The 23,155-nt window shown below is 62.6% G+C and carries 19 protein-coding genes, 1 tRNA gene and 4 pseudogenes; 14 read left to right on the top strand and 10 right to left on the bottom strand.

Annotated elements, in window-relative coordinates; translation table 11 throughout:
- Positions 1 to 126 precede the first annotated feature (126 nt).
- On the top strand, positions 127 to 552 hold the full coding sequence (locus ACTGJ9_RS06950) for a hypothetical protein (RefSeq protein WP_456676465.1): 426 nt from the start codon (positions 127 to 129) through the stop codon (positions 550 to 552).
- A gap of 285 nt (positions 553 to 837) precedes the next feature.
- A complete protein-coding gene (locus ACTGJ9_RS06945; protein WP_456676464.1) occupies positions 838 to 2,052 on the top strand; it encodes an EAL domain-containing response regulator in 1,215 nt (404 codons plus the stop codon).
- 10 nt (positions 2,053 to 2,062) lie between these two features.
- Here ACTGJ9_RS06945 and ACTGJ9_RS06940 read toward each other — a convergent pair.
- A pseudogene (locus ACTGJ9_RS06940) lies at positions 2,063 to 2,921 on the bottom strand (DMT family transporter).
- Between the two features lie 125 nt (positions 2,922 to 3,046).
- On the opposite strand from ACTGJ9_RS06940, the pseudogene ACTGJ9_RS06935 reads away from it, so the two are divergent.
- A pseudogene (locus ACTGJ9_RS06935) lies at positions 3,047 to 4,437 on the top strand (aminotransferase-like domain-containing protein).
- Between the two features lie 8 nt (positions 4,438 to 4,445).
- Here the strand turns inward: ACTGJ9_RS06935 and ACTGJ9_RS06930 are convergent.
- Positions 4,446 to 5,039, bottom strand: coding sequence for a GDYXXLXY domain-containing protein (locus ACTGJ9_RS06930; RefSeq protein ID WP_456676463.1), 594 nt, complete (start codon positions 5,037 to 5,039; stop codon positions 4,446 to 4,448).
- Positions 5,036 to 6,307: a DUF2157 domain-containing protein gene (locus ACTGJ9_RS06925; RefSeq protein WP_456676462.1), complete on the bottom strand. Its 1,272-nt coding sequence runs from the start codon at positions 6,305 to 6,307 to the stop codon at positions 5,036 to 5,038. The genes ACTGJ9_RS06930 and ACTGJ9_RS06925 overlap by 4 nt, the downstream gene beginning before the upstream one ends.
- Before the next feature lie 243 nt (positions 6,308 to 6,550).
- Here ACTGJ9_RS06925 and ACTGJ9_RS06920 point away from each other — a divergent pair, with 243 nt between their 5' ends.
- Both ACTGJ9_RS06920 and ACTGJ9_RS06915 read left to right on the top strand, forming a co-directional pair.
- A complete protein-coding gene (locus tag ACTGJ9_RS06920; RefSeq protein ID WP_456676461.1) occupies positions 6,551 to 6,835 on the top strand; it encodes a hypothetical protein in 285 nt (94 codons plus the stop codon).
- Positions 6,832 to 7,260: a PIN domain-containing protein gene (locus ACTGJ9_RS06915; RefSeq protein ID WP_456676460.1), complete on the top strand. Its 429-nt coding sequence runs from the start codon at positions 6,832 to 6,834 to the stop codon at positions 7,258 to 7,260. Before ACTGJ9_RS06920 ends, ACTGJ9_RS06915 begins: the two co-directional genes overlap by 4 nt.
- A gap of 219 nt (positions 7,261 to 7,479) precedes the next feature.
- On the opposite strand, the gene ACTGJ9_RS06910 is transcribed toward ACTGJ9_RS06915, so the two are convergent.
- On the bottom strand, positions 7,480 to 8,136 hold the full coding sequence (locus tag ACTGJ9_RS06910) for a hypothetical protein (RefSeq protein ID WP_456676459.1): 657 nt from the start codon (positions 8,134 to 8,136) through the stop codon (positions 7,480 to 7,482).
- The gene (locus tag ACTGJ9_RS06905) at positions 8,072 to 9,148 is read right to left on the bottom strand and encodes a restriction endonuclease subunit S (RefSeq protein ID WP_456676458.1); all 1,077 of its coding nucleotides are present in this window, start codon (positions 9,146 to 9,148) and stop codon (positions 8,072 to 8,074) included. Before ACTGJ9_RS06905 ends, ACTGJ9_RS06910 begins: the two co-directional genes overlap by 65 nt.
- Before the next feature lie 117 nt (positions 9,149 to 9,265).
- Here ACTGJ9_RS06905 and tnpA point away from each other — a divergent pair, with 117 nt between their 5' ends.
- The 3 genes and pseudogenes from tnpA to tnpC all read left to right on the top strand — a co-directional run bounded on the left by tnpA (position 9,266) and on the right by tnpC (position 11,696).
- On the top strand, positions 9,266 to 9,688 hold the full coding sequence (tnpA, locus tag ACTGJ9_RS06900) for an IS66-like element accessory protein TnpA (protein WP_456676457.1): 423 nt from the start codon (positions 9,266 to 9,268) through the stop codon (positions 9,686 to 9,688).
- Positions 9,685 to 10,038 (top strand): IS66 family insertion sequence element accessory protein TnpB, encoded by a 354-nt coding sequence (tnpB, locus tag ACTGJ9_RS06895; protein ID WP_456675766.1) that lies wholly within the window; start codon positions 9,685 to 9,687, stop codon positions 10,036 to 10,038. Before tnpA ends, tnpB begins: the two co-directional genes overlap by 4 nt.
- Before the next feature lie 69 nt (positions 10,039 to 10,107).
- Positions 10,108 to 11,696, top strand: a pseudogene (gene tnpC, locus ACTGJ9_RS06890) (IS66 family transposase).
- A gap of 16 nt (positions 11,697 to 11,712) precedes the next feature.
- Here tnpC and ACTGJ9_RS06885 read toward each other — a convergent pair.
- From ACTGJ9_RS06885 to ACTGJ9_RS06875, 3 genes are all read right to left on the bottom strand, one after another.
- Positions 11,713 to 13,137 (bottom strand): N-6 DNA methylase, encoded by a 1,425-nt coding sequence (locus ACTGJ9_RS06885; protein ID WP_456676456.1) that lies wholly within the window; start codon positions 13,135 to 13,137, stop codon positions 11,713 to 11,715.
- A 2-nt stretch (positions 13,138 to 13,139) separates the two neighbouring features.
- Positions 13,140 to 15,587, bottom strand: a complete 2,448-nt coding sequence (hsdR, locus tag ACTGJ9_RS06880) for an EcoAI/FtnUII family type I restriction enzme subunit R (RefSeq protein WP_456676455.1) — start codon at positions 15,585 to 15,587, stop codon at positions 13,140 to 13,142.
- A 209-nt stretch (positions 15,588 to 15,796) separates the two neighbouring features.
- A tRNA-Ser gene (locus tag ACTGJ9_RS06875) sits at positions 15,797 to 15,886 on the bottom strand.
- A 201-nt stretch (positions 15,887 to 16,087) separates the two neighbouring features.
- Here ACTGJ9_RS06875 and ACTGJ9_RS06870 point away from each other — a divergent pair.
- Positions 16,088 to 16,951 carry an alpha/beta fold hydrolase gene (locus ACTGJ9_RS06870; protein ID WP_456676454.1) on the top strand — a complete coding sequence of 288 codons (864 nt, stop codon included), beginning with the start codon at positions 16,088 to 16,090 and terminating at the stop codon, positions 16,949 to 16,951.
- Positions 16,952 to 17,428: 477 nt separating this feature from the next.
- On the opposite strand, the pseudogene ACTGJ9_RS06865 reads toward ACTGJ9_RS06870, so the two are convergent.
- A pseudogene (locus tag ACTGJ9_RS06865) lies at positions 17,429 to 18,588 on the bottom strand (ROK family protein).
- 333 nt (positions 18,589 to 18,921) lie between these two features.
- Here ACTGJ9_RS06865 and rplU point away from each other — a divergent pair.
- The 3 genes from rplU to ACTGJ9_RS06850 all read left to right on the top strand — a co-directional run bounded on the left by rplU (position 18,922) and on the right by ACTGJ9_RS06850 (position 20,434).
- A complete protein-coding gene (rplU, locus tag ACTGJ9_RS06860; RefSeq protein WP_456676453.1) occupies positions 18,922 to 19,314 on the top strand; it encodes a 50S ribosomal protein L21 in 393 nt (130 codons plus the stop codon).
- Between the two features lie 97 nt (positions 19,315 to 19,411).
- Positions 19,412 to 19,681: a 50S ribosomal protein L27 gene (gene rpmA, locus ACTGJ9_RS06855; protein WP_128962840.1), complete on the top strand. Its 270-nt coding sequence runs from the start codon at positions 19,412 to 19,414 to the stop codon at positions 19,679 to 19,681.
- Between the two features lie 159 nt (positions 19,682 to 19,840).
- Positions 19,841 to 20,434: a GNAT family N-acetyltransferase gene (locus ACTGJ9_RS06850; RefSeq protein WP_456676452.1), complete on the top strand. Its 594-nt coding sequence runs from the start codon at positions 19,841 to 19,843 to the stop codon at positions 20,432 to 20,434.
- A 3-nt stretch (positions 20,435 to 20,437) separates the two neighbouring features.
- Here ACTGJ9_RS06850 and ACTGJ9_RS06845 read toward each other — a convergent pair whose 3' ends face one another.
- On the bottom strand, positions 20,438 to 21,352 hold the full coding sequence (locus ACTGJ9_RS06845) for a DMT family transporter (protein ID WP_456676451.1): 915 nt from the start codon (positions 21,350 to 21,352) through the stop codon (positions 20,438 to 20,440).
- 119 nt (positions 21,353 to 21,471) lie between these two features.
- On the opposite strand from ACTGJ9_RS06845, the gene ACTGJ9_RS06840 reads away from it, so the two are divergent.
- Both ACTGJ9_RS06840 and obgE read left to right on the top strand, forming a co-directional pair.
- Positions 21,472 to 21,954 carry a MaoC family dehydratase gene (locus ACTGJ9_RS06840; RefSeq protein ID WP_456676450.1) on the top strand — a complete coding sequence of 161 codons (483 nt, stop codon included), beginning with the start codon at positions 21,472 to 21,474 and terminating at the stop codon, positions 21,952 to 21,954.
- A gap of 84 nt (positions 21,955 to 22,038) precedes the next feature.
- Positions 22,039 to 23,079 (top strand): GTPase ObgE, encoded by a 1,041-nt coding sequence (gene obgE, locus ACTGJ9_RS06835; protein WP_456676449.1) that lies wholly within the window; start codon positions 22,039 to 22,041, stop codon positions 23,077 to 23,079.
- Positions 23,080 to 23,155 lie beyond the last annotated feature (76 nt).

Genomic DNA, 23,155 nt, shown 5'->3' with positions numbered 1-23,155 from the left:
GTTGTCGCATGACTGTCACGCGCGGCGGCGCAACTTGCGCGCATCGCGCGAAAATGAATTCGTGGACTGAACGTGTGGCTCCTATTCTCCGATGCCTCGCATGCTGCATTGGGAAGGAGACAGGCGATGAGATCGATCCGACTGGCGCTGATGTTGACGGCGTGGCTGACGGGCGCATGCGCGCTCTCACCGGCGACGATGGCGCAGACGGCGCCGCCCTCCGGCAACGCCGCGCCGACCGCCGACAATGCCGTGCTGCTCACCGTGTTCTTCAAGCATGACCAGTCGCGTCCGCTCGGTGAGCTGAATGCGCAGCTCGACAAGCAAGGCTTCCGCAAAGCCTTTCCACCGGCGGGCGTGGAGGTCGTGAGCTGGTACGTGATGATGGGTATCGGCCAGATAGTCACGCTGCGGCTGCCGGCCTCGCGGCTGCGCGAGGTCAACCGCATCATCGAGGACACCGCGTGGGGGCCGTACCGCACCGAATTCTATCCGACCTATGACTACAAGGCGGTCGGCATGGCCGAGCACGAGAAGGCGACGGCCAACTGATACCGGCGTTATTGATTTGGGCGAAGCACGCGCAGCGTCGTCCAATTGCAGGACACCGGCTGCGCTCACGCGCGGCCGTCGTCCTCTTGGAAATCTCAGCGATTGTCGCGTCGCTGCACGCAAGACGACGGCAAACGTGAAATCTTCTGGAAGATAATCCGGACAATTTTACACATGATGGCGGCTTTAACGTTACCCGGATAATTCAACAATCGGCTGAAGCTCTCCATATTTGAATCCGTTCATATCGGTAACACCACTGTCACGGAACGGGAGTGGTTTGCGATGAGTGATGGGATCAGAGAAGTCGCCGAGAGGGGGCCAAAGACTTTCGGACAGCGAAAGGTGACGCCGCGCGCCTGCGTGGCCGACGGCAAGCGCCATTTGCGCGCTTTCCTGCGTGAGGTGCTCGAGGATCTCGGCTTCGTCACCAGCGAATGCGGCAGCGCAGACGAGCTGCAAACGGTGCTCGCCAACGAATTGCCGGACCTGATCCTGTTCGGCATAGCCGCTGACGGCATCGAGCCGGGAAAATTTCTGGAGACGTTGGTGCGCGAGGCCTTTGTCGGCAAGGTGGTGGCGGTCGGCGCGCGCGAATCGATCATCCTGAAGGCGGTACAGCAGGTCGGCGAGGAATATGGACTTGCGATGCTGCCGCCGCTCACCACGCCCTTTGCCGCGGAGACGCTGCGCGAGCGCGTGGCGATGCTGCTGCCCGATGAGCCGGCGCCGAGCCCGGCCGTGCATGTCGGCGAGGCCCTGCATGCGGGCTGGCTCGAGCTCTGGTACCAGTCGAAAATCGACGCGCGCTCGCTGGTCCGGTGCGGCGCCGAGGCGCTGGTGCGGATGCGGCATCCGACCTGGGGCGTGGTGCCGCCGGCCTATTTCATCCCCGAGGCACATGATCCGCATTTCCGCGACCTGTCGGAATTCGTGATCGAGCGCGCGCTGCAGGACTGGCACTATCTCCTGGAGCGGCAAAGCGCGGTCGATCTGTCGATCAACCTGCCTGCGCCCTACCTCAGGGAGCCGCAGGCGGTGCGCGATCTCTGTCGCCGCGTGCCGACGCATCCGGCCTTCGGCGGGCTGACGATCGAAATCGCCAGCGAGGAGGCGATCCACGACATCGAATTCCTCACCGAAGCTGCACGCGAAATGCGCTTCCACAATATCGGCCTGTCGATCGACAATCTCGGCGCCAACTGGCCGGAGCTGATGGGCCTGGACAATATCCCCTTCATCAATGTGAAGGCCGACCGGCAGTTCATCACCGGCTGCGGCAATGATCGCCTGAAGCGGACGGTGTGCCGCCACATCGTCGAGCTTGCGCAGGGTTACGGCGTGCGCACGGCCGCCGAAGGCATTGAAAGCCGCGGCGACCTGATGGCCGTCAACGAACTCGGTTTCGACCAGGTGCAGGGCTACCTGTTCGGCAAGCCGATGCCGCTGAAGAAATTTGCAAGAAGCGCGCTGACGCGCACGGTGATGGGGCAGGCGTGAGGCAACGCCCTCAGGCGAACCGTCGCGCGAAGAACACGCAGACGACGACGAGCGCGGTCGCGGCGATCATGCTCCATGCGACCGGCTCGTGCAGCAGGAAGCCCGCGAGCGCCAGCCCGAGGAAGGGCTGCAGCTGCTGCAACTGGCCGACGCGGGCGATACCGCCGATCGCAAGCCCGCGATACCAGAAGATGAATCCGACGAACATGCTGAAGATCGAGACATAAGCGAGCCCGATCCAGGCCGGCAGGCTCACCCCGCTCCATGTCGAGGGCCAGGTCCAGATCATGACGGGCAGCATCAGCGGCAAGGCCAGCAGCAATGCCCATGAGATGACTTGCCAGCCGCCGATCCGACGCGACAGCGCGGCGCCTTCGGCGTAGCCGAGCCCGCACAGCACGATCGCGGCCACCATCAGGAGATCGCCGCTGACTGATGCGGTGCCGTCATTCGAGAGGGCAAAGCCCGCAACCGTGGCGCTGCCGAGAACTGCGAACAGCCAGAACAGCGGCTGCGGCCGCTCGCCGCCCCGCAGCACGGCGAAGATCGCGGTCGACAGCGGCAGCAGGCCGATGAAGACGATCGAATGCGCCGAGGTGATGTACTGGAGCGCCAGCGCCGTCAGCAGGGAAGCCGACCACGACGCCGATGGAGACGATGGTCAGCGAGGCGAGATCCCTGCGCTCCGGCCACGCCTGGCGCAGCAGGCCGAGCACGGCCGCACCGATCAGCGCCGCGATGATTGCCCGGGCGGACGTCAGGAACAGCGCCGAAAAGCCGCCGACCGCGACACGCGTCGCCGGCAGCGAGCCGCTGAAGATGATGACGCCGAGAAGCCCGTTGCCCCAGCCGCTGCCCGCAGATTGCATGTCCGTTCCACTTTTTGAACTGTCACCTTCGGCCTTCGGCGGTGGCGAGACCAGTGACAATCCAGTACAATCCAGCCAATCTGTATTGGTGTGGAAGGCAATACACTTTGGACATCGAAGCGCGAATGAAGGGTCGCGGCGGCACGCTGACCGTTGACGTGATGAGCGCGATCCGCGCCAAGATCGCCGGACGCGCGCTCAGCGCCGGCGAGCGCCTGCCGTCGATCCGCAGCCTTGCCGCAACGATGGACGTGTCGCCGTCCACGGTGGTCGAAGCCTATGATCGCCTCGCCGCGGAAGGTCTGATCCGCGCGCGCCGCGGCTCGGGCTTCTATGTGTCGCCGACGGTCACGCCGCCGCTCGCATTGACCGAGGTCGAGCCGCGCCGCGATCGGGCGGTCGATCCGTTCTGGGTCTCCAGGCAGTCGCTCGACACCGACGCGGCCGTGCCAAAACCCGGTTGCGGCTGGCTGCCGCCGGAGTGGATGCCGGAAGCGGCACTGCGGCGCGCCACCCGTGCGCTTGCCCGCACCGACGCGAGCGTGCTGACCAATTACGGCTCGACATCCGGCTCGCTTGCGCTGCGCCGGCTGCTGCTCGCGCGCCTCGCCGAAGACGAGATCGAGGCCTCGATCAGCCAATTGATGCTGACGGGTTCGGGCACGCAGGCAACCGACCTGATCTGCCGCTTCCTGCTTCGTCCCGGCGACACCGTGCTGGTCGACGATCCCTGCTACTTCAATTTTCGTGCGCTGCTGCGCGCGCATCAGGCGAAGATCGTCAGCGTGCCCTACACCCCGTCGGGCCCCGATGTCACACGCTTCGAGCAGATTCTGGTGGCCGAACGGCCACGGCTCTACATCACCAATTCAGCGCTGCACAATCCGACCGGCGCGACGCTTTCCTCCAGACCGCGCACCGGCTGTTGACCGCGGCCGCCGCGCACGATCTCACCGTCATCGAGGACGACATTTTTGGCGACTTCGAGCCGGAGCGATCGCCGCGCCTTGCCGCACTGGATGGACTGAACCGCGTCATCCGCATCGGCAGCTTCTCCAAGGCGCTCTCGGCCTCGGTTCGCTGCGGCTACATTGCGGCGCGTGCCGACTGGGTCGAGCATCTCGTCGACCTCCAGGTCGCCACCAGCTTCGGCGGCCCGAGCCCGGTCGCGACCGAGATCATCGCAAAGGTGCTGGCCGGCGGCAACTATCGCAAGCACATGGACGAGCTCAGGCAAAAGCTCACGCGCACCCGGCGCGACGTCGCGCGAAAACTTCAGGCGTTGGGGATCGAGCCCTGGCTGATGCCGCGCGGCGGCTTCTTCCTGTGGTGCCACCTCGCCGGCGGGCAGGATGCCACGGCCGTTGCGCGCACCGCGCTCGAAGAGGACGTGGTGCTCGCGCCCGGCAACGTGTTCAGCGTATCGCAATCAGCGTCGAATTGCATGCGATTCAACGTGGCGCATATGAGCGATCCGCGGATCTGGGACGTGCTGCGGCGGGCGTTGAGCGCGTAGCCGCACAGCTAGTACCACGGCTCCTGATAGATCGGCTCGCCGTCGAGCAGCAGCCGCTTGATGGTGGCGCGGCCTGAGGGCAGCACGGCGGCGACGACGCGCAGCTTTTGCTGGTTGCGGGCCTGCTCGAGCGTCTTGCCCTCGCCTTCCGGCACGAAATAGCTTTCGAGGCCGTATCTGATCTGCAGCTTGTCGCAGAAGGTGCGGCTGGTCGAACCGCAGGAATAAACGACGCGGCCGCGGATCAGCACGTCGGGCGCCGTGACCGTCACAGGCGCGGCATGTACGGAAACGGCCTGATAGAGGCCGTTGGCATCGGGCGCGAGCTTGACGAACACGACCGGATTGCGCTCGGCGGTCGGCTGGCCGGCGAGCGCACCTGCCGGCAGTTGCGAGATGTCATAGCCGAGCACGACATAGTCGCCGCGCAGGAGATCGCGGGGATCGAGCGGCCGCGTCTGCAAGGTCACCTCACGGCCTTCGCGCAGGATTTTCACGCGGTCGGCAACCATCAACATCAGCAGCGCGCATTGCAGCAGGATGGCGGCACCGAACAGCACGGCCTTCGGGATGCGGTGCCATAGTCCGGTGAGCTTGATCATCGTTCAGCCCTCGGCAGCGCGCGATTGAGTGCTGTTGCAAAGACGACGGCGACGATGCCGGCCACCGCCAGGAAGGCCGAGCGGCGCAGCAGCGAGCCCTTCACCGCCCAGGTGATCGCAGCGATGACGCCGGCGATGCCGAGCCAGCCGGCGACGATCCGTGGACGCACATCGTCGAGCACGCCGGAGACGACGAGGCACAGCATGGCGCAGAGCAGCGCGGCATAAGCGAACCAGGGCTCGCCGGCCGCGGACGCCGGCCAGATCGGCGCAGCGAGCAGGACGAGCCCGATCGCGCATGCCGCGAGGATTTCGCCGACACGCCCGGTCACGCCGGCCGAGGCGAGCGCGAGGACCACACCGGCGACGCCGCACATGATCGCCCACGAGGGTTGGGCCGCGGTCGTGCTTGTCCGAAGGCGGAAGAGATCGTCGACCGTTGTCACCTCCAGGAAGGCGACGACGGCCAGCGCGAACGCGCCATAGATCGCCAGGACAGATCCAAGCCTGCGCGACCGCGGCGCCGGCACGGCGGCGATCGCGAGCCCGGCGCCGAACAGCAGGGCCGCACCGTTCGCCAGCACGAAGGCAGGCTGGGCGCCATCGAAGTCGAAGCGAAGCGACGTCGCGATCCACCACGGCAGCACCGCGGTCGCGACGAGATGGGCAGCGACGCGGGAATTCCACGCCAACGCGATCGCGGCGGCGATCAGCCAGACCACTGCGAATTGAAGATGGAGGTCGTCCGGCGCATCATAGACGCGCATGCAGGTCCAGATGCACGCGGCCGCGAGCCCGACCGCAAGCGCGCCGCGCGAGCCGGTCAGCAGTGCCGCGGCAAATGCGCCGATCGACCACAACAGCATGCCGCCGGCAAAATCGTCGCCGAGATGATACATCTGGCCGACCAGCGCGATGCCTGCGCCGAAGACGATCGCGCCGATACTCGAACAGAGGTCGGCGAGAACGATGCGCCCCGTCGCCGCGAACCACGCCCCGAGGCCGCCGGCGACGATCATGCCGGCCAGCAGGATCGCGAACCGCAACAGCCGCGCGATCTCGGTCCAATGCGCCGCGACGAAGGCAAGGAAGGCGGCCGCAATCACCAGGCCGCCGACGATGGCAACGACGACCGCGATGTTGATGCCCGGCGACAGCGGCGGCAGCGCATGACGAATGGAGGCGACGGCCGCCGGCGCAATCACGCCATCGGCTTCCCATTGCGCGAGGTCGGCTTCGAGGCGTTGCCGGTAGGTCTTGTCGAACATCGTGGTGGATCACCTGACGGCTGGCCCGCGGCTGGCTCCCTGCCGGCCGCGGGATGTTGGTCGGCCCGCGCCGGGGGCACGTTCAACGTAGCATCGCGCTAAGGGTGTTCCCCAGCCTGACAACAAAAATGTCGAAAACAACCCCATGCACAGTAGACTCAAGAGACTCAAGAGACTCAAGCGACCGATTGCCGCTTGCGTTCGCCGATGTTTCCGGTAATGTTTCCGGAAACTGGGTATTCCATGACCAGCAAAGCAAAATCCCCGGTCGCCAGCCACCGCGCACGTCGAGAGCGCCAAGGCTTCGTGCGGGTCGAGGTCAATGTCCGCAAGGAAGATGCGAGCCTGGTTCGCCGGGTGGCTTCAGCGCTGTCCGATCCCGCGCGTCAGGCGGAGGCGCGCGCGCTGCTACGGCAGCGCTTTGCCGAGCCGTCCCATGTCAGCCTGAAGGCGCTGCTCGCCTCCGCGCCGCTCGACGGCATCGCGCTTGATCGCAGCGCCGATCCCGGCCGCGACATCGACTTGTGAGCTATTTGATCGACACCAACATCATTTCCGAGATTCGCAAGGGCGCGCGTTGCGACGTCCACGTCTCCGCCTGGTATGCGTCAATTGCCGATGCGGACATCTTCCTGAGCACGCTCGTGCTTGGCGAGATCCGAAAGGGCATCGAGCTCGCTCGCGCACGGGATGCGGGCAAGGCAGCGGCGCTCGAACGCTGGCTGCGTGACGTCGAGGCCGCATTCGAGGGACGCGTGCTCGGCATCGACAACGCCGTGTCCGATCAATGGGGCCGCATCAGCGCGATCAGGTCCGTCCCGGTCATCGACGGCCTGCTCGCGGCAACCGCGTTGACGCATGATTTGACGCTGGTGACGCGCAACGATCGTGACATCGCGGGGCTGGGTGCGAAGGTGCGCAATCCGTTCAGGGGCGGCCGAGGGGAGCGTTGATCGTTGTGTCGAAGGATTTCGGATGACGTCGCGCGTCGTTTGACACGTCGGGCAAAACAGGAGCACGATGTCATCGTGGCAAAACGCTTTTAGCTCATCGAAGCGGACGCGGTAGGCGACGCTTTCAGTTCGTTTGACACGCCACCTAGTTCAGGCGCGCTCATGGTCGGTCAGGCGCGCCGCAAACTTTTGTGCACTGTCACCGTAACCCCGCGACGCTCATTCCGCTGCTTCCAGGTCTCGTTCCTCGACCGGCGCTAGAGCTTCAACCAGGAGAGCATCGAGAAGATGGCATCGGGTAGCGGTTGTAGCAGCGAGACTAACTTCCAGCCGGTCACAGAGCGCCACCAATGCATCAACCTTAGCGACTATACGGCGCTGTTCAGCGAGCGGCGCAATGGGAAGAAAAAACTCATACTGTTTCTGAATGGAAACAAAGTCTCTCGTCGTTTGCTTTTTTACGGAATCCACTTGATTTCGAAATACGTCGCTGAGAAGCACTATACGAAGAAATGCGGCGCTGAAGACGGATGCGTTTGGTCTATAATAGGTCGTTTGAGGAGAAAGTACGCAGTCCCTGTCGCACAGAGCTACGCGGCCAACGCTTCCCTTGTGTGTGTAAATAACGTCTCCTCTTTGGGCAAACCCTACTCGAAGCTTTCTTAGTGGCGATCCGGCAAGTTTATAAGCACCAACATAGTCGATTGTCCCTCTCTCTGAGACCTGCGCTGCTGTTATGAATGGAAGTCCTTCATCCAAAAAATCGGAGACCTTCGGATGATTGGCACCGTGATTGCCATCTTTGAGATCACTAATCGCACCAATTCGTAGAAGTTTGGCGGTAGGTTCCAGACTTCCAGCCGGGGGGCGATTCATGAGATTGCAATTCGATTGGGACTTGTACCTCCTCTGGCACAGTTCTCCGCAGCCTAGGATTGCCACCTCCCTTCACGAGTTGGCCCAATAACGCGGACGCTGGCTCGTCCTTCACATCCTGCTGCACCAATTTCCCGCGCACGGCGAGGTTGAGGATGGTCTGACGGAGGCGTTCGATCTGATCTCGACGTGTGGTAAGTGCAGGCAACGCATCGAGGGCGAAGCGGACGTCCGCTTGGAAGGTTTCGGGATCGGGTACGTTGAGGCGAGCGAGGCTCGACGCTGCCAGCCGGTCTCGCGCAGCCTCGCGTCTTCCGAGCGCCGCCTCCAGCCCGTCGCACAGCGCCATCAGCTCATCGACCTTGGCGACGATGCGGCCCTGCTCGGCGAGCGGTGGGAGGGGGATCAGCAGTTCTTCCAACTTTCCCTTTGTAATGTGCTGAAGGCCGACGCCCCCGTGCGCCTTGGCGATCATCTCGTCAAGCCGACCGTTGACCGCGAGCCGCAGGAACGATGGGATGAACGCCCGTGTCTTGAAATCGCAGCGAAAGATGTGTTGATTCAAAACCGCCGGTCCACGATCCCAAATGAACGCACCAAAGGACGTGCCAGGCGTGCCCGACCAGCTTATCAAGAATGAGCCATTATCAATTAGCGACCGCTCGCGGGCTGTTTCGGGATCACAAAAGTTAAAAGGCGCATCCGGTTTGTTCAGATTCTGAATCCGCACAATCCGCAAACCCGATCTGGTCCACTCGGTCGGCTTGAATGCCATGCCGTTTAACAATTGCAGTTGGTCGCCGATCTCGATCCATTTCCAATTGCCGGGTAGATTAAATGGCGCGGCCGGATCGCTCGGCTTCTTGAAGCCTTTCGGAGTCTCGTCGTTTGCGTCCTGCTGCACAACTTTGCCGCGGACCGCCAGATCGAGAATGAAGCGGCGCAGCCGGCGGATCGCATCAGGCGCGTCGGCGATCTCGTTGTAATGCGCCAGCAGACGTTCTGCGTTCATCGGGCAAGCGCCTCGGCTAGAATCGCCCTCAACTGGTCGTAAGCGCGAAGCCGATACCCTTGCTTCAGAATTCGAATGAACGTGCGAAGAAGCCTCCGGCTTGGACGGAGGTTTGGGATGGGATTGGACAGCAAAAAGGACGTCCATTTGGACGGCTCATCGGTAGGGCCGGTGAGCCGGCTGGAGGTCCTTGAAGGAGCGTCGGGACGCCGCGTGCGTTCGGAGGCTGAGAGAGCTCGGATCGTCGCCGAGAGTCTGCTACCCGGTGCCCAGGTCTCCGAGGTGGCGCGCAAGCACGGGGCGACGCGCTGGCAGATTTACGATTGGCGACGACGCTTTCGACAGCGAGGCCTGTTGGCGCCGTGCGAGGCGTCGCAGTCGACATTCGCGCCGCTGGTCGTGGAAAGCGCGTTGGAGGAGGGTCACGTTCCGGCGATCAAGCTTGAGATCGCGATCGGCGATGTCGTGCTGCGGACGGACACAGCAATAGATGGCGAGCAGCTGTCCCGGGTGATCCGCGCAGTGCGAGCGTCACGATGATCGCGGCCGGTGCCGATCTGAAGATTTACATCGCGACGCGGCCGATCGACTTCCGCTGTGGCCACGATGGACTTGCGGCGAAGGTGCAGGAGATGCTTGGCCTCGACCCGTTCAGCGGCGCAGCCTTCGTGTTCCGATCGAAACGAGCGGACCGGATCAAGATTTTGGTCTGGGATGGAACGGGCCTGGTGTTAGTTCATAAGCGCCTCGAAGGCTGCAAGTTCGTTTGGCCAACGATCGCAGACGGCGTGATGCGCATATCGCCAGCGATGTTCGCAGCCCTGTTCGAAGGGCTGGATTGGAGGTTAGTCCGCCCGAAAGAAGCGCGGCGTCCCCAGGCGGCTGGATAACTGCGGCAGATTGACTCGGGAGCTATTTTGAACGTGGCAGGCGCGGTGGCGACGTGCTCGAAATAGCGCATGAGCATTGCGGCGCTGCGCAACGAAAACGAACGCCTGAAGGCGCTTTTGGCGCAAACGCAGGCAGCCTTGAGCGAGCATCAGGGGGCATTGGCGGCATCGGAGGAAGCGCGACGTCGGCTGGAGGTCATTCTCGGGGAATTGAGACGCGAGAAGTTCGGCGCGAAGTCCGAGAAGCTACGGCCAGATCAGTATCACTTGCCGCTGGAAGACGTGGAGATCGCGCAAGGCATCCTGGACGCGGCTCAGGAGAGAGCCGAGGCTGTGATCCAGGGCCGATCGCGGAGCGCGCCGGATCAAGGTTCTCATCGCAATCGCGGCTGCTTGCCTGCCCATTTGCCTCGGGTGGAACGGATCATCGAGCCTGCGAGCACGCTCTGTCCGTGCGGTTGCGGCGCCATGACAAAGATCGGCGAGGACGTCAGCAAACGCCTCGACGTGATCCCGGCGCAATGGCGCGTGCTGGTCACGCGCCGCCCGAAATACATCTGTCGCCGCTGCTCGGGCCCTGTCGTGCAGGCCCACGCGCCGGAGCACGTCGTGCCTGGTGGGCTGCCGACCGAAGCGGCCATTGCGCACGTGATCGTCTCCAAGTTCGGCGACCATACGCCGTTTTACCGTCAGGCCGAGATCTATGCTCGGCAGGGGATCCGGCTTGATCGGGCGACACTGGGCAACTGGTCCGGCCGCGCCTGCTTCCATCTCCAACCCGTAGCGGACCACATGCGTCGCCATCTGGAGAGGGCAGATCGTCTGTTCATGGACGAAACCACGGCACCGGTGCTCGATCCCGGGCGTGGCCAAACGAAGAAAGGCTACTTCTGGGCGATCGTCTCCGACGACCGCGGCCACAGCGGCCCAAGTCCTCCGATCGTGCTGTTCCGATATGCCCCGGTCGCAGCGGCGCCTTCGCGGAGCAGTTCCTGCATGGCTTTAACGGACGCTTCCTGCAATGCGATGCCTATGACGGTTATGACCGGCTGACCGAAGTCGCTCGACCGCAGGGGCCGTGGACGCTTGTGCATTGCTGGAGCCATTTGCGGCGGCGCTTCGTCAAATTGGCCCGCAACAGCAAATCGCCGATCGCCGAGGCTGCGGTTCGGCACATCGCACAGCTTTACGCCATCGAAGCCATGGTACGCGGTTCATCGCCGGACATCCGGCTGGCCGCGCGCAAGGAGCACTCGCTGCCAATCGTCGCCGCGCTAAAGCCATGGTTCGAAAAACAGCTGTCGATGATCTCCAGTGGTTCGACGCTCGCCGAGGACATCCGCTACGCGCTCAATCACTGGCAAGGGCTGACCCGCTTCCTCGAAGACGGGCGCCTCGAGCTTGACACGAACCCGGTCGAGAACGCCATCCGGCCAGTCTGCCTGACTAGAAAAAATGCGCTCTTCGCCGGTCATGAGGTCGGCGCGGAAAACTGGGCCTTGCTCGCGTCGATCGTCGCCACCTGCAAGCTCAACGACATCAACCCGGCCGCCTACATCGCCGAAACACTCGAGACGATCATCGACGGCCATCCCCATAGCCGCATCGAAGACCTTATGCCGTGGCGATTCCGCAAAACGTCAAGCCAGCCTCAATAGGGTTGCGGCTAAGCGCTTACAACTGGTCGCGCAGGCCCGTCGTCTCGGCCTCAACAGCGGCCAGCTTCACCAGCAGCATTTTCGGGTCACCGTGATCGTCCGCCACCGAATGCGGATTCTTGATGTCGAGATTATAACCGCGCGCCTTAACGTCTGCGGCGGTGACGCGCCAAGCCTGCGGGGTCACTTCGCGCCCGTTCCGTTCCTTGCCACCCCACCAGTCGATGCAGCCCTGGAAATGCTCCAGCCGAATTGGCTTGGTCATCGAATAGGCTTTCTGGCCATCGGGCACACGGTGTTCGTAGAACCAAATGTCCTTGGTCGGTTTGCCTTTCTCAAAGAACAAAAGATTCGTGCCAATCGACGCATAAGGCTTGAACACGGAGTTGGGTAAACGAACAATAGTGTGGAGGTTGCACTCCTCCATCAGATGTTCCTTGAGCCGCGTCTTGACGCCCTCGCCGAACAGCGTGCCGTCGGGCAGCACCACAGCGGCGCGGCCATCTGACTTGAGCAGCCTGACGATCAGGGCAAGAAACAGATCTGCCGTCTCTTTGGTGCGGAAAGTGGGAAAATTGTTCTCGATGCCATCTTCCTCGCGTCCTCCGAATGGTGGGTTGGTCAACACGATATCTACGCGTTCATCCTTGCTCCACGAGATCAACGGGCGCGCCAGGGTGTTGTCGTGCCGCACGAAGCTCGGGTCCTCGATGCCGTGCAAGAGCATGTTGGTGACGCAAAGCATATGCGGAAGCTGCTTCTTCTCGACCGCTCGCAAGGCAGCTTGCATCTTCTCGCGCTGCTTGATCGTCTTGACGTAATTTTTCTCCATGTGGCGGATGGCGCAGGTCAGAAAGCCGCCGGTACCGCACGCGGGATCGAACAAGATTTCGCCGGGGCGCGGGTCGATGCGGTCGGCCATGAAAGCGGTGACGGCGCGCGGTGTATAATATTCGCCGGCATTGCCGGCCGATTGCAGATCATTCAGAATCTGCTCGTAGATATCGCCGAAATGCTGCCTCTCGGTTAAATTGTTGAAATCGACGTCGTTGATCTTGTTGACGACCTGCCGCATCAGCTGGCCGGATTTCATGTAGTTGTACGCGTCTTCAAAGACGTCCTTGACCACGCGGCGGCGGTCGCCGGACTTACTCGAGATTGCGAGGCCCTTCAAAGCCGGAAACATATCTCCGTTGACAAATGCGAGCAGCTCTTCGCCCGTAATTCCTTCAGGGTCCGCTGCCCATGCGCGCCACTGATACCTTCTGGGGATCGGAGAGCGGTAATTGTCCTGGGTGACCTCAAGTTCCTGGTCCTGATCGTCAATGATTTTGAGAAAGAACATCCAGCACAACTGGCTGATGCGTTGGGCATCGCCGTCAACGCCGGCATCCTGGCGCATGATGTCCTGGATCGATTTGACGGTGTTACGAACGGACATAGTCAGACGACTTCCTGGTAGAGAGAGGATTGGAGCTCATGCACCGCGCGCTCGAACCCATGGCGATCCCCGAATGCCTTGATGAGTTCAAAAGGCGTGCCCAGCGTGCTGAGCGGTGGAATACGCAGGATATTGGCGTCGTCAAGATTGAGAACGCCCTCGTCGGCGTATTTCACGAGTAATGCGTCGAGTACCGCACGGGCCTGCCCGCCATATTTGCTGAAGACATCGCGCTTTTTGACGTTGTCGGCTCGCTCGCGCCGCGTCAACGGTTTCCTGTCAAAGGCGACGTGACAGATCAGATCGAAAGGATCAAGGTTTTTCCCGAGCTCGTCGGCAATGGTATCGAGCGCCAAGCCCTCGGCTTCCAGTTCCTCGATGATCACTTGCTTGCGCTCGGTCGCTTTCCAGCGCTTGAGAAAATCGTCGAGGCTTGCGTAGCGCCTCTTCAGAGCCGCCTTGGTGAAATCGCGCAAAGATTCGGTGACAAGCTTGCCGTTTTCGTCAAGATATTCGACGCGTTCAGCCACAATGCGAGCACCAATACCATCGACATAGATTTTTCGTGCACGATCGCCGGCCGAAACGACCGAGGCTGGCTGGTCAATGACGCTTTCTTCGTCGTCATTCTCCCCGTAGGATGATTGATCGTTCTCTCCGAAGTCGGTAGAACCATCATCGGGCGGCGCGATTGGGTCGCCTTCACCCGGCTCATAGATCTGCACTGGTTCGCCATCGAAATCCGGGTCGGCGAAATGGTCGGTCGCGCCACGAAAATCGATCAGCGTGAAATAGAACTTCTTGGTATCCTCGTGGACGCGGGTGCCACGCCCGACGATCTGCTTGAACTCGGTCATCGAGCCAACCGCGCGGTCGAGCACGATTAGCCGGCAGGTCTGAGCATCGACGCCGGTCGAGAGAAGCCGAGAGGTTGTGACCAGCACTGGATATTTCGATTCTGGATCGATGAAATTGCCGAGCTGATCCTGCCCCTCCTTGTCGCTGCCGGTGATGCGCATGACGTAGCGCTGGTTTTCGGCGACAAGATCGGGGTTCTCGTTAATGAGCGCCTGCCGCATCCGCGCCGCATGCTCCTCATCGACGCAGAAGACGATGGTTTTCTGAAAACGGTCGCCGCTTTCATTCAGAAACTCAGTTACGTTTTTTGCCGTCAGCAGGGTGCGGTCATCGAGCACGAGATTCCGGTCGAAATCTTTGGTGTTGTAGATACGGTCCTCGACCTCGTTGCCATCACGGTCAAGTTGTCCAAGCTCGGGCCGGTAGCCTTCCACGTCGCGGTCGATGTGGACCTTGATGACCTTGTATGGCGCAAGAAAACCATCGCTGATCCCTTGTTTCAGCGAATAGGTGAAGACCGGCGGCCCAAAGTAGTCCGTATTCGAGACGTAGGCCGTTTCCTTCGGCGTGGCGGTCAGGCCGATCTGTGTGGCGCCCGCGAAGTGGTCGAGAATTTCGCGCCACGCAGAATCCTCAGCCGCGCTGCCGCGGTGGCATTCGTCGATCACGATCAGGTCGAAGAAACCGGGCGAGAACTCGCGGTAGATTTTCTGGCGGTCCTCAGGCCCGGTAATCGCCTGATATAGCCCGAGATAGATCTCGAAAGCGGTGTCGATGCGCCGCTTCTTGTCGAGTGCCAGCGGCAGGTCTTCCTTCGTGCCATCTTGCTTCTCGATAGTCTTGGCGTTGGTCGAAAGCTTCGCCATCGCCGGGCCAAATGGCCGGAAGTCGTTCACCATCGTCTGGTCGATCAGCACATTGCGATCAGCAAGGAACAGGATGCGCTTCTTGCGGGCCGCCTTCCACAAGCGCCAGATGATCTGAAATGCCGTGTACGTCTTGCCGGTGCCGGTCGCCATGACCAACAGCACGCGGTCGCGGCCCTTGGCGATCGCCTCGATCGCGGCGTTGACAGCGCTTACCTGATAATAGCGCGGCGCCTTGCCGCTGCCGTCGTCGAAATAGTCCTGAAGAACGATCTGTTCGGCTTCTGCGTCGAGGCCCCTCCAGGCGCGGTAACGCGTCCATAATTCGGCCGGCGACGGAAAGGCGTCAAGGCCCAGATTCGCCTCGACGGGGGCGCTGAGGCCAGTCCGGTCGTGGAAGACGAAGCCGTCGCCGTTCGAGGAGAACACGAAGGGAATATCCAGCGTCGCCGCATAGTCGAGGCCCTGCTGGATGCCGTGGCCAACACTGTGATTGTTGTCCTTGGCCTCGATGAGCGCGACCGGGATGTTCGGCTTGAAGTAGAGAATATAATCTGCACGCTTGGCCCGGCCGCGCGTGACCAGCTTGCCTCGCACGATAATCCGGCCTTTGGTGAAGCCGACCTCCTCGCGGATTTGCAGCATCTCATCCCAACCGGCCTCGCGCAGGGCCGGAGTGATGAACTTGGTGCAAATATCGCGTTCGCTTAGCCCGCGCTTATCCATCCCCCTCGCGAATCCACCATCGCGTCCGGCATTCCAAGCGCTACGTGCGAGGAGATGCTTTACATATCAGCGATTGTAGCCACGAACCCGGCTGACATCCAGCGGCACCCCGCGGTCACAGAGCTTGTGCCGCTAAAGGATTAGAATGGCCCGATGTCGGCGCGGAGCAGCGGCACTCTGAGCCACTTTGCGGAGAGATTCGAGGCAGATGGCGGAGAGGGAGGGATTCGAACCCCCGATAGGCTTGCACCTATGCCGCATTTCGAGTGCGGTGCATTCAACCACTCTGCCACCTCTCCTGAAGGCGCCATATGAGGAGCAGGGCCCCTGTGGTTGGGGGGCGTTAATAGGCGAGGATGGCGGGCCAGACAAGGCGCGATAGGGGAAAATCCGCTGCCTCTTTCACCCACGCCCGGCTCAATTCTTGTTTGACGCGTTTTCTTGGACCGCGAACCGGCGTCCACTTCGCTTGAAAACGCTTCTCACCGGGAGGAACTGCCATGGAGCACCTGACGATCTCCGCCAATGGCGCCAATTTCCATCTGGTCCGCGCCGGGACGGGCAAATCGCTGCTTTTGCTGCATGGTTGGCCGGAATTCTGGCTGACCTGGGAGCCGGTCATGGCGCGGCTTTCGGACCGTTTCACGCTGATCGCGCCCGATCTGCGCGGCTTTGGCGACAGCGACAAGCCTGATAGCCCTTACGCGCCGGACGGCCATGCGGCCGACATGCAGGCGCTGATGGACCGGCTCGGCATCGCGCGATTCGGCGTGGTCGGCCATGATGTCGGCGGCGCGGTGATGCAGCAGCTCGGCCGGCAGGCGCCGGAGCGGCTCGCCGGGCTATTTTTCTTCGATTTCGTCTATCCCGGCATCGGGCCGCGGATGGCCGCGCCCGATAGGCTCAACCACATCTGGTATCAATCTTTCCACCAGATGGAGATGGCGCCCGCGCTCGTCGGCGCGAGCCGCGAGAGCTGCCGGCTCTATATCGCGCACTTCCTGAGAGGTTGGGCCCATCGCAAGGACGCGTTCGACGACGTCCTCGATCTCTTCGGCGACAATTTTTTCAAGGACGGCAATCTCGCCGGCGGATTTGCGCACTATCGGGCGTCGCATGCAGGCCGCATCGCGATGATGAAGGGCGAAGCGCCGCAATTACCGCCGATCGATGTGCCGACCTGCGTGCGCTGGGCCGAGCACGATCCGCTGTTTCCCTATGCCTGGACCGACCGGCTGCGAGAGACTTTTAGCGAGGTTGATCTGGCGATGTTTCCGGGCGTCGGACACTTCCCGCATCGCGAGGATCCGGATCGCGCGGCAGCGGAAATCGCGGCATTCTTTCAACGCGTCGGCTGGAGCTGAGCGGCAGGGAAGCTAGAGCAGGGTGGGTGGTCGAACAGGCGATCGCATATGGCGCTTTGCACGACCTGAGGGCGCGCCTCGTCCTTCGAGACGACCGCTTCGCGGTCTCCTCAGGATGAGGCTAAGCGGCATTGGTGCTCGTCAAAACTACGGCCGCACACTCGGTCCTCATCCTGAGGGCCCGCCAACGGCGGGCGTCTCGAAGGATGGCCACAGGGAAATCGCTCCCACATGCGATTGCCCTGCCCACGAGAGGAGGGAACGCACCTTCGTCGGGGCGCGACTCCAGTCTCATCGATCATGCCTGAGAGAACGAGTGGGACCGCCAGACGCGGTAAATACTGGCGGTCCCGTGCCGCTCCATCGAAATTCTGGCTGGGAAGGGCGGCTTCGCCGGCCAGATGAGGCGACGATCTGACCCTAGCGTGCAGCGGCTCCGCCGCAACGCAATCCGCTCCTTAACCTAACCGGTCAAGGTTACTCCTTGTCGGACTTCTGGCTGTTCTTGTTGTTTTCCTTTGCCTTTTTCTTGTTGTTGTCCTTGCCGTTGCCCGCAGAGTCCTTGCCGTTGCCGCCGTCCTTGTGGCGATTGGTGAAGCGCGCATTGCCGAGGCCGGTGCCGATGGTGAGGACGCCCCAGCGGTCGACATCCTGCATGAACGGCACTTCCGAGAGACCCTGAACCACGCCGTCATTGTGCATCAGGATCGCGGTGTCGTGCTCGCCGATCTGCGGAATGCCTTCGATCAGGCTCGCCGGCAGGTTGAACTTGCTGCTCTCCCAATTGCCCGGCAGGTTCTGCGCGCCTTTCTCGATCGAGCCGTCCTCGTTGATGACGCCGGGACAGGCGATGCCGATGAAGGGCGCGAGCTTGAAGCCGTCATTCTCGGCTTCCGTGATCAGCCCCTTCAGCATTTTCACGAGTCGCTTCACCGCGCCTTCGCGCGTCGGCTCGTCGTCGGCATGACGCCACAGCTCGGACTTCACGACCTTTGCTTTGGAGAGGTCCTTGGCCTTCTTCCAGCTGGTTTCCACCAGACCGCAGCGGATGTTGGTGCCGCCAATATCGACCGCGAGGATGCTGTCATGGGCCTCGAAAATCCAGGATGGCGCGAGATGCAGCGCGCCGATCAGGCCGGCCTCGTCGGGATGGGCGCGGATCGGCATCATGTCGATCTTGAAATCCTCGGATTTCAGGATGATTTCCGCGCGCGCGATCGCGAGCTCACCGAGCCTTGAATCGCGAAAGCCGCCGCCGACCACGATGCGCTCGGTCTTGGCCCAGGCCTTGGTCTTGAGGAAGCGGCGCGTGACGTAAGCGAGCTCCTGGGCGAACTCCTCGATCGCGCTGTGCACCACCGCGGAGGCTTCGGTGTCGTCGCCGATCAGGATCGCGTCCAGCGTCTTCTTGCTGATGTTCTCCGAGGGCTCCTTACCGAACGGATCCTCGCCGGATTTGCGCAGCGGCTTGCGCCAGCGCTCGAGAATCCACGGAACGCGCCCTTGCTGGCGCGGTCGCCGAGGAAGCCGTCCTCGTCCTTCATTTCGATGTTGAAGCCGTCGATATCGACCGACGGCAGCCGGCTCGCGCCATGCTGCGCGATGCCGGTGGTCGCGACCAGTTCGTCCGTTGCCATGGAAAGCCCTTGCCCGTGTGCGAATTCGCGGAGACAACGGCGGGGAACTCGTTGGTTGCAGGCCCGCCCCCACATTCGGCGGAGAGGCCGGATTGGCACCAAATCCTTCCAATCAGGGCCGTTTTCGGCAGTTTTCCTTGACTCTTCGCAGCTCGCGGCTATAAGTCCCACAACCGGCGCGGGGCGTTTCTCGCGCCGCTTGTTTTTGCGTGGGTTTTCAAAGGGATAACTCCCGCCCGCACAAAACTCGCATAAACCCATAGCGACTGACAAAAAGCCGGCCCCTGACGATTTTCGTCGCGAGGCCGGGATTGAACACGAAGGAAAATAACGATGTTCGCAGTCATCAAAACCGGCGGCCGGCAGTACCGCGTCGTTCCGGATGATGTCCTGGAAATTGGCAAGATCGAAGGCGAAGTCGGCACGATCCTGCAGCTGAGCGAAGTCCTGATGGTCGGCGGCGACACGCCGGTGCTGGGCCTGCCCACGGTGGCCGGTGCGACCGTGGCCGTCGAGGTGCTCGATCACAAGCGCGGGCCGAAGGTCATCGCGTTCAAGAAGCGCCGCCGCAAGAATTCGCGCCGCAAGCGTGGCTACCGCGACGAGATCACGGTCGTGCGCGTCAGCGAGATCCTGACCGACAACGCGAAGCCCACCAAGGGCCCGCGCCCGAAGCGGGAGAAGGTCGCCAAGGATCCGGCGAAAGAAGAAGCAGCCGCCGCATAAAATCGATCACGCCAATTCACGAATTGATGCGTGAGACATTTTGAAATGATTCGGTCAAGGAATTGACCTAGAAATACGCAGGATTTGGAGACGAGCCATGGCTCACAAAAAAGCAGGCGGTTCATCGCGCAACGGTCGCGATTCAAAGGGTAAGCGCCTTGGCGTCAAGGTGTTCGGCGGGGAGCACGTGATTCCCGGCAACATCATTGCGCGTCAGCGCGGTACCACCTGGCATCCAGGCCTCAATGTTGGCATGGGCACTGACCACACTCTGTTCGCCAAAATCGAGGGTCGCGTTGAATTCCAGGCCAAAGCCAATGGCCGCACCTTCGTAGCGGTACTCCCGCTTGCAGAGGCTGCTGAATAGACGGCGGATCTTATTTGGAGTCCGCCGGGTCCTTGACCGAACCGGCGGAGTCCTTGAGATCATAGAGATCGACGGCTCCAGGGGGAGGCAGGGAAACCGGCCTCCCCCTTTTCGTTTGACCAGCTCACTTTCCACTTAGTGACTTTGACGGAGCCGGACATGTTGCAGGATTTCTCGAGCGTGACCTTGCGGGAGGCGAGACCTGATGTCGTCGCCACCGAGCGGCTGACCTTGCGGCGGCCGACACTCGCCGATGTCAGGACCATCGCCCGCCTCGCCAACGACCGCCGCGTCGCGGAAAACACCCGCCGCCTCCCGCATCCCTATTCGCAGGACGACGCCGTCGCATTCATCCGCGCCACCGCCGCGCTCGGCAGCGAGACCGTGTTCCTGATCGAGCACGACACCACGCCGGTCGGCATGGTCGGCATCGACCGCTCCACGCCCGACAATGCCGAGCTCGGCTACTGGCTCGGCGTCGAGCATTGGGGCCGGGGCTTTGCCACCGAGGCGGCGCGCGGCGCCATCGACTTCTTCTTCGAGGAGTTCGAGGACGACCATCTCCATGCGGGCGCGCGCGTCACCAATCCGGCCTCGCGCAACGTGCTGGAGAAATGCGGCTTCCAGTGGAGCGGCGTGCAGCTGCATCGCTTCCTCGCGCTGGGCTCCTCGACGCCGGTCGATTGCTTCCGCCTGTCGCGCGGGGTGTGGTCGTCGCTGAAGAGCTGGAGCAGCGCGCGGCGCATGAGGTAGGCATCAGGCCGGCGGAGCAACCTCTCCGCCGGCGCGCCCCAGATCGCGCTCACGCAGATAGATATAGAAGCCGGCGCCGATGATGATCACGGCGCCGACGACGGTCGCCATCGACGGCACATCGCCAAACACGACGAAGCCGAAGATCACGGCCCAGACGATCATCGAATATTGGTAGGGCACGACGACACTGGCCGGCGCGAGCTTCAGCGAGCGGTTGACGCAGAACAGCGCCGTGACCGAGATGCATCCGGCCAGCGCGAAGAACACGAGGCTGCCCGGCGTCGGCGGCACCCAGTGATAGGCCGACAGCACCGCTCCCAGCGAAAATGTCCCGACGAACTGCGAGGACGCCATCACGATATCGGGCGTCTTGCGCAGGCTGCGCGTGATCAGCATCAGCGTTGCAAACGACAGGCTGCCGCCGAGCGCGATCAGCGCGGGCAGGCTGACCGTCTGCGCCGATGGCCGCAGCGCGATCAGCACGCCGCAGAAGCCGATCAGGATCGCGGTCCAGCGCCGCCAGCCGACCTTCTCGCCCAAAAAGATCGCCGACATCGCGGTGACGAAGATGGGACCGGCGAGATAGTAGGTGATGACGTCGGCGAGCGGCAGATAGACGGTGGCGAGGAAGAAGGCGGCGACCTCCAGCGTCGACAGCACCACGCGAAACAGCTGCAAATACGGCCGCTCCAGTTGCAGGAACTGACGGCGCTGCCGCCAGATCAACGGCGACAGCAGCAGCAGCGCCGCGCAGGCGCGCAGGAACAGGAGCTGCCCCACCGAATACGTCCCGACCAGGAACTTGCCCATGGCGTCGCCGAACGAGAACATGAAGATCGACAGCACCATGAGGGCGATGCCTGCGAGGCGCGCCGAGCGGTCGTCATAGGCGGAGAGATTCTTGAAGAAGGGCATCGAGCGCCGTTTTAATGAAGCCGGCGCGCGCGACAAGCCCGCGCAAGCCGAATTGAGCGGATTGTCGCACTCTTCGCGCCGCGGTAGCGATAAGCCGGACACGAACAGAGAGCATGGACATGACCGACTTCGACCCGGCCCAGCACCGCATGATCACCGCGCAACGCTGGTTTGAGGATTTCGTCGTCGGCGAGCGTTTCGTGCTCCCGAGCCGCACCCAGACGTCGGCGGTGTTCGCGGCCTTCCAGACCGCGAGCGGCGATACCCATCCGGTGCACTATGATGTGGAGTATTGCCGCGCCCGCGGCATGCCGCACCTGCTCGCGCACGGCTTTCAGACGCTGATCCACACCGCGCCCGGCGCCGGCCTGTTTCCGTTCATGGTCGAGGAATCCCTGGTCGGCTTTCTCGAGCAGTCGAGCCGGTTTCTTAAACCCGTGTTCGCCGGGGACACGATCTATCCCGCGCTGGAGGTCACCGAGCTCGTGCCGGGACGGACGACGGGCGCGGTGACGCTCAAAAGCACCGTATTCAACCAGCGCAAGGAACTGCTGCTGGAAGGCATGCAGAAATTCCTGATCCGCCGCCGCCCGGCTGGTTAAGCAAGCGGCCAATTCGCCGAAATTCGGCCGATTTGCGGGCAACTGCGGGTTGCCGCGCAGGACCGGCTGGCCTACCTATGGCCCATGAAATTCCTCGACGAAGCAAAGGTCTATATCCGCTCCGGTGACGGCGGGGACGGCTGCGTGGCGTTTCGCCGCGAGAAGTTCATCGAATTCGGCGGGCCCTCCGGCGGCAATGGCGGCCGCGGCGGCAGTGTCATCCTCGAAGTCGCCGACGGCCTCAACACGCTGATCGATTACCGCTACCAGCAGCATTTCAAGGCCCAGAAGGGCGAGAACGGCGCAGGCTCCGACCGCCACGGCGCCAACGGCAAGCCGATCGTGCTCAAGGTTCCCATGGGCACGCAGATCTTCGACGAAGATCGCGAAACCCTGATTCACGACTTCACCAATGTCGGCGAAAAGTTCGTGCTCGCCGAGGGCGGCAATGGCGGCTTCGGCAACGCGCATTTCAAGTCGTCGACCAACCGCGCGCCGCGCAATGCCAATCCCGGCCAGCCCGGCGAAGAGCGCTGGATCTGGCTGCGGCTGAAACTGATCGCGGATGCCGGTCTGGTCGGCATGCCCAATGCCGGCAAGTCGACCTTCCTTTCCAAGGTCAGCGCGGCCAAGCCGAAGATCGCGGACTATCCCTTCACCACGCTGCATCCGCAGCTTGGCGTCGTGAACGCCGACGGCCGCGAATTCGTGCTCGCCGACATTCCCGGCCTGATCGAAGGCGCGCATGAAGGCACCGGCCTCGGCGACCGCTTCCTCGGTCATGTCGAGCGCTGCCGCGTGCTGCTGCATCTGATCGACGCGACCTGCGAGCACGCCGGCAAGGCCTACAAGACGGTGCGCAAGGAGCTCGACGCCTATGGCGGGCTGCTCACCGACAAGATCGAGATCGTCGCGCTGAACAAGATCGACGCGGTCGGGCCGGACGAGCTGAAGAAGCAGAAGGAACGGCTGAAGCGCGCGGCGAAGAAGACGCCGCTGCTGCTCTCGGGCATCACCGGCGAGGGCGTCAAGGAAGCGTTGCGCGCGCTGGTGGATGTGATTGGCGAGGCGCCGGTGTCGGCGAAGGCGAAGAGCGCGGCCGAAGCGGAGCCGTGGTCGGCCTGATTGAGCGAGACTCTCTCCACACCTCTCTCCAACGGGGAGAGGTTTTCTTCGCGCCATCGATAGCGCAATATCCCGC

The organism is Bradyrhizobium sp. RDM12 (genome assembly GCF_051917485.1).
Classification (GTDB): domain Bacteria; phylum Pseudomonadota; class Alphaproteobacteria; order Rhizobiales; family Xanthobacteraceae; genus Bradyrhizobium.
The sequence above is the reverse complement of the archived record's forward strand: the minus strand, read 5'-3'. Positions and strand labels throughout refer to the sequence as shown.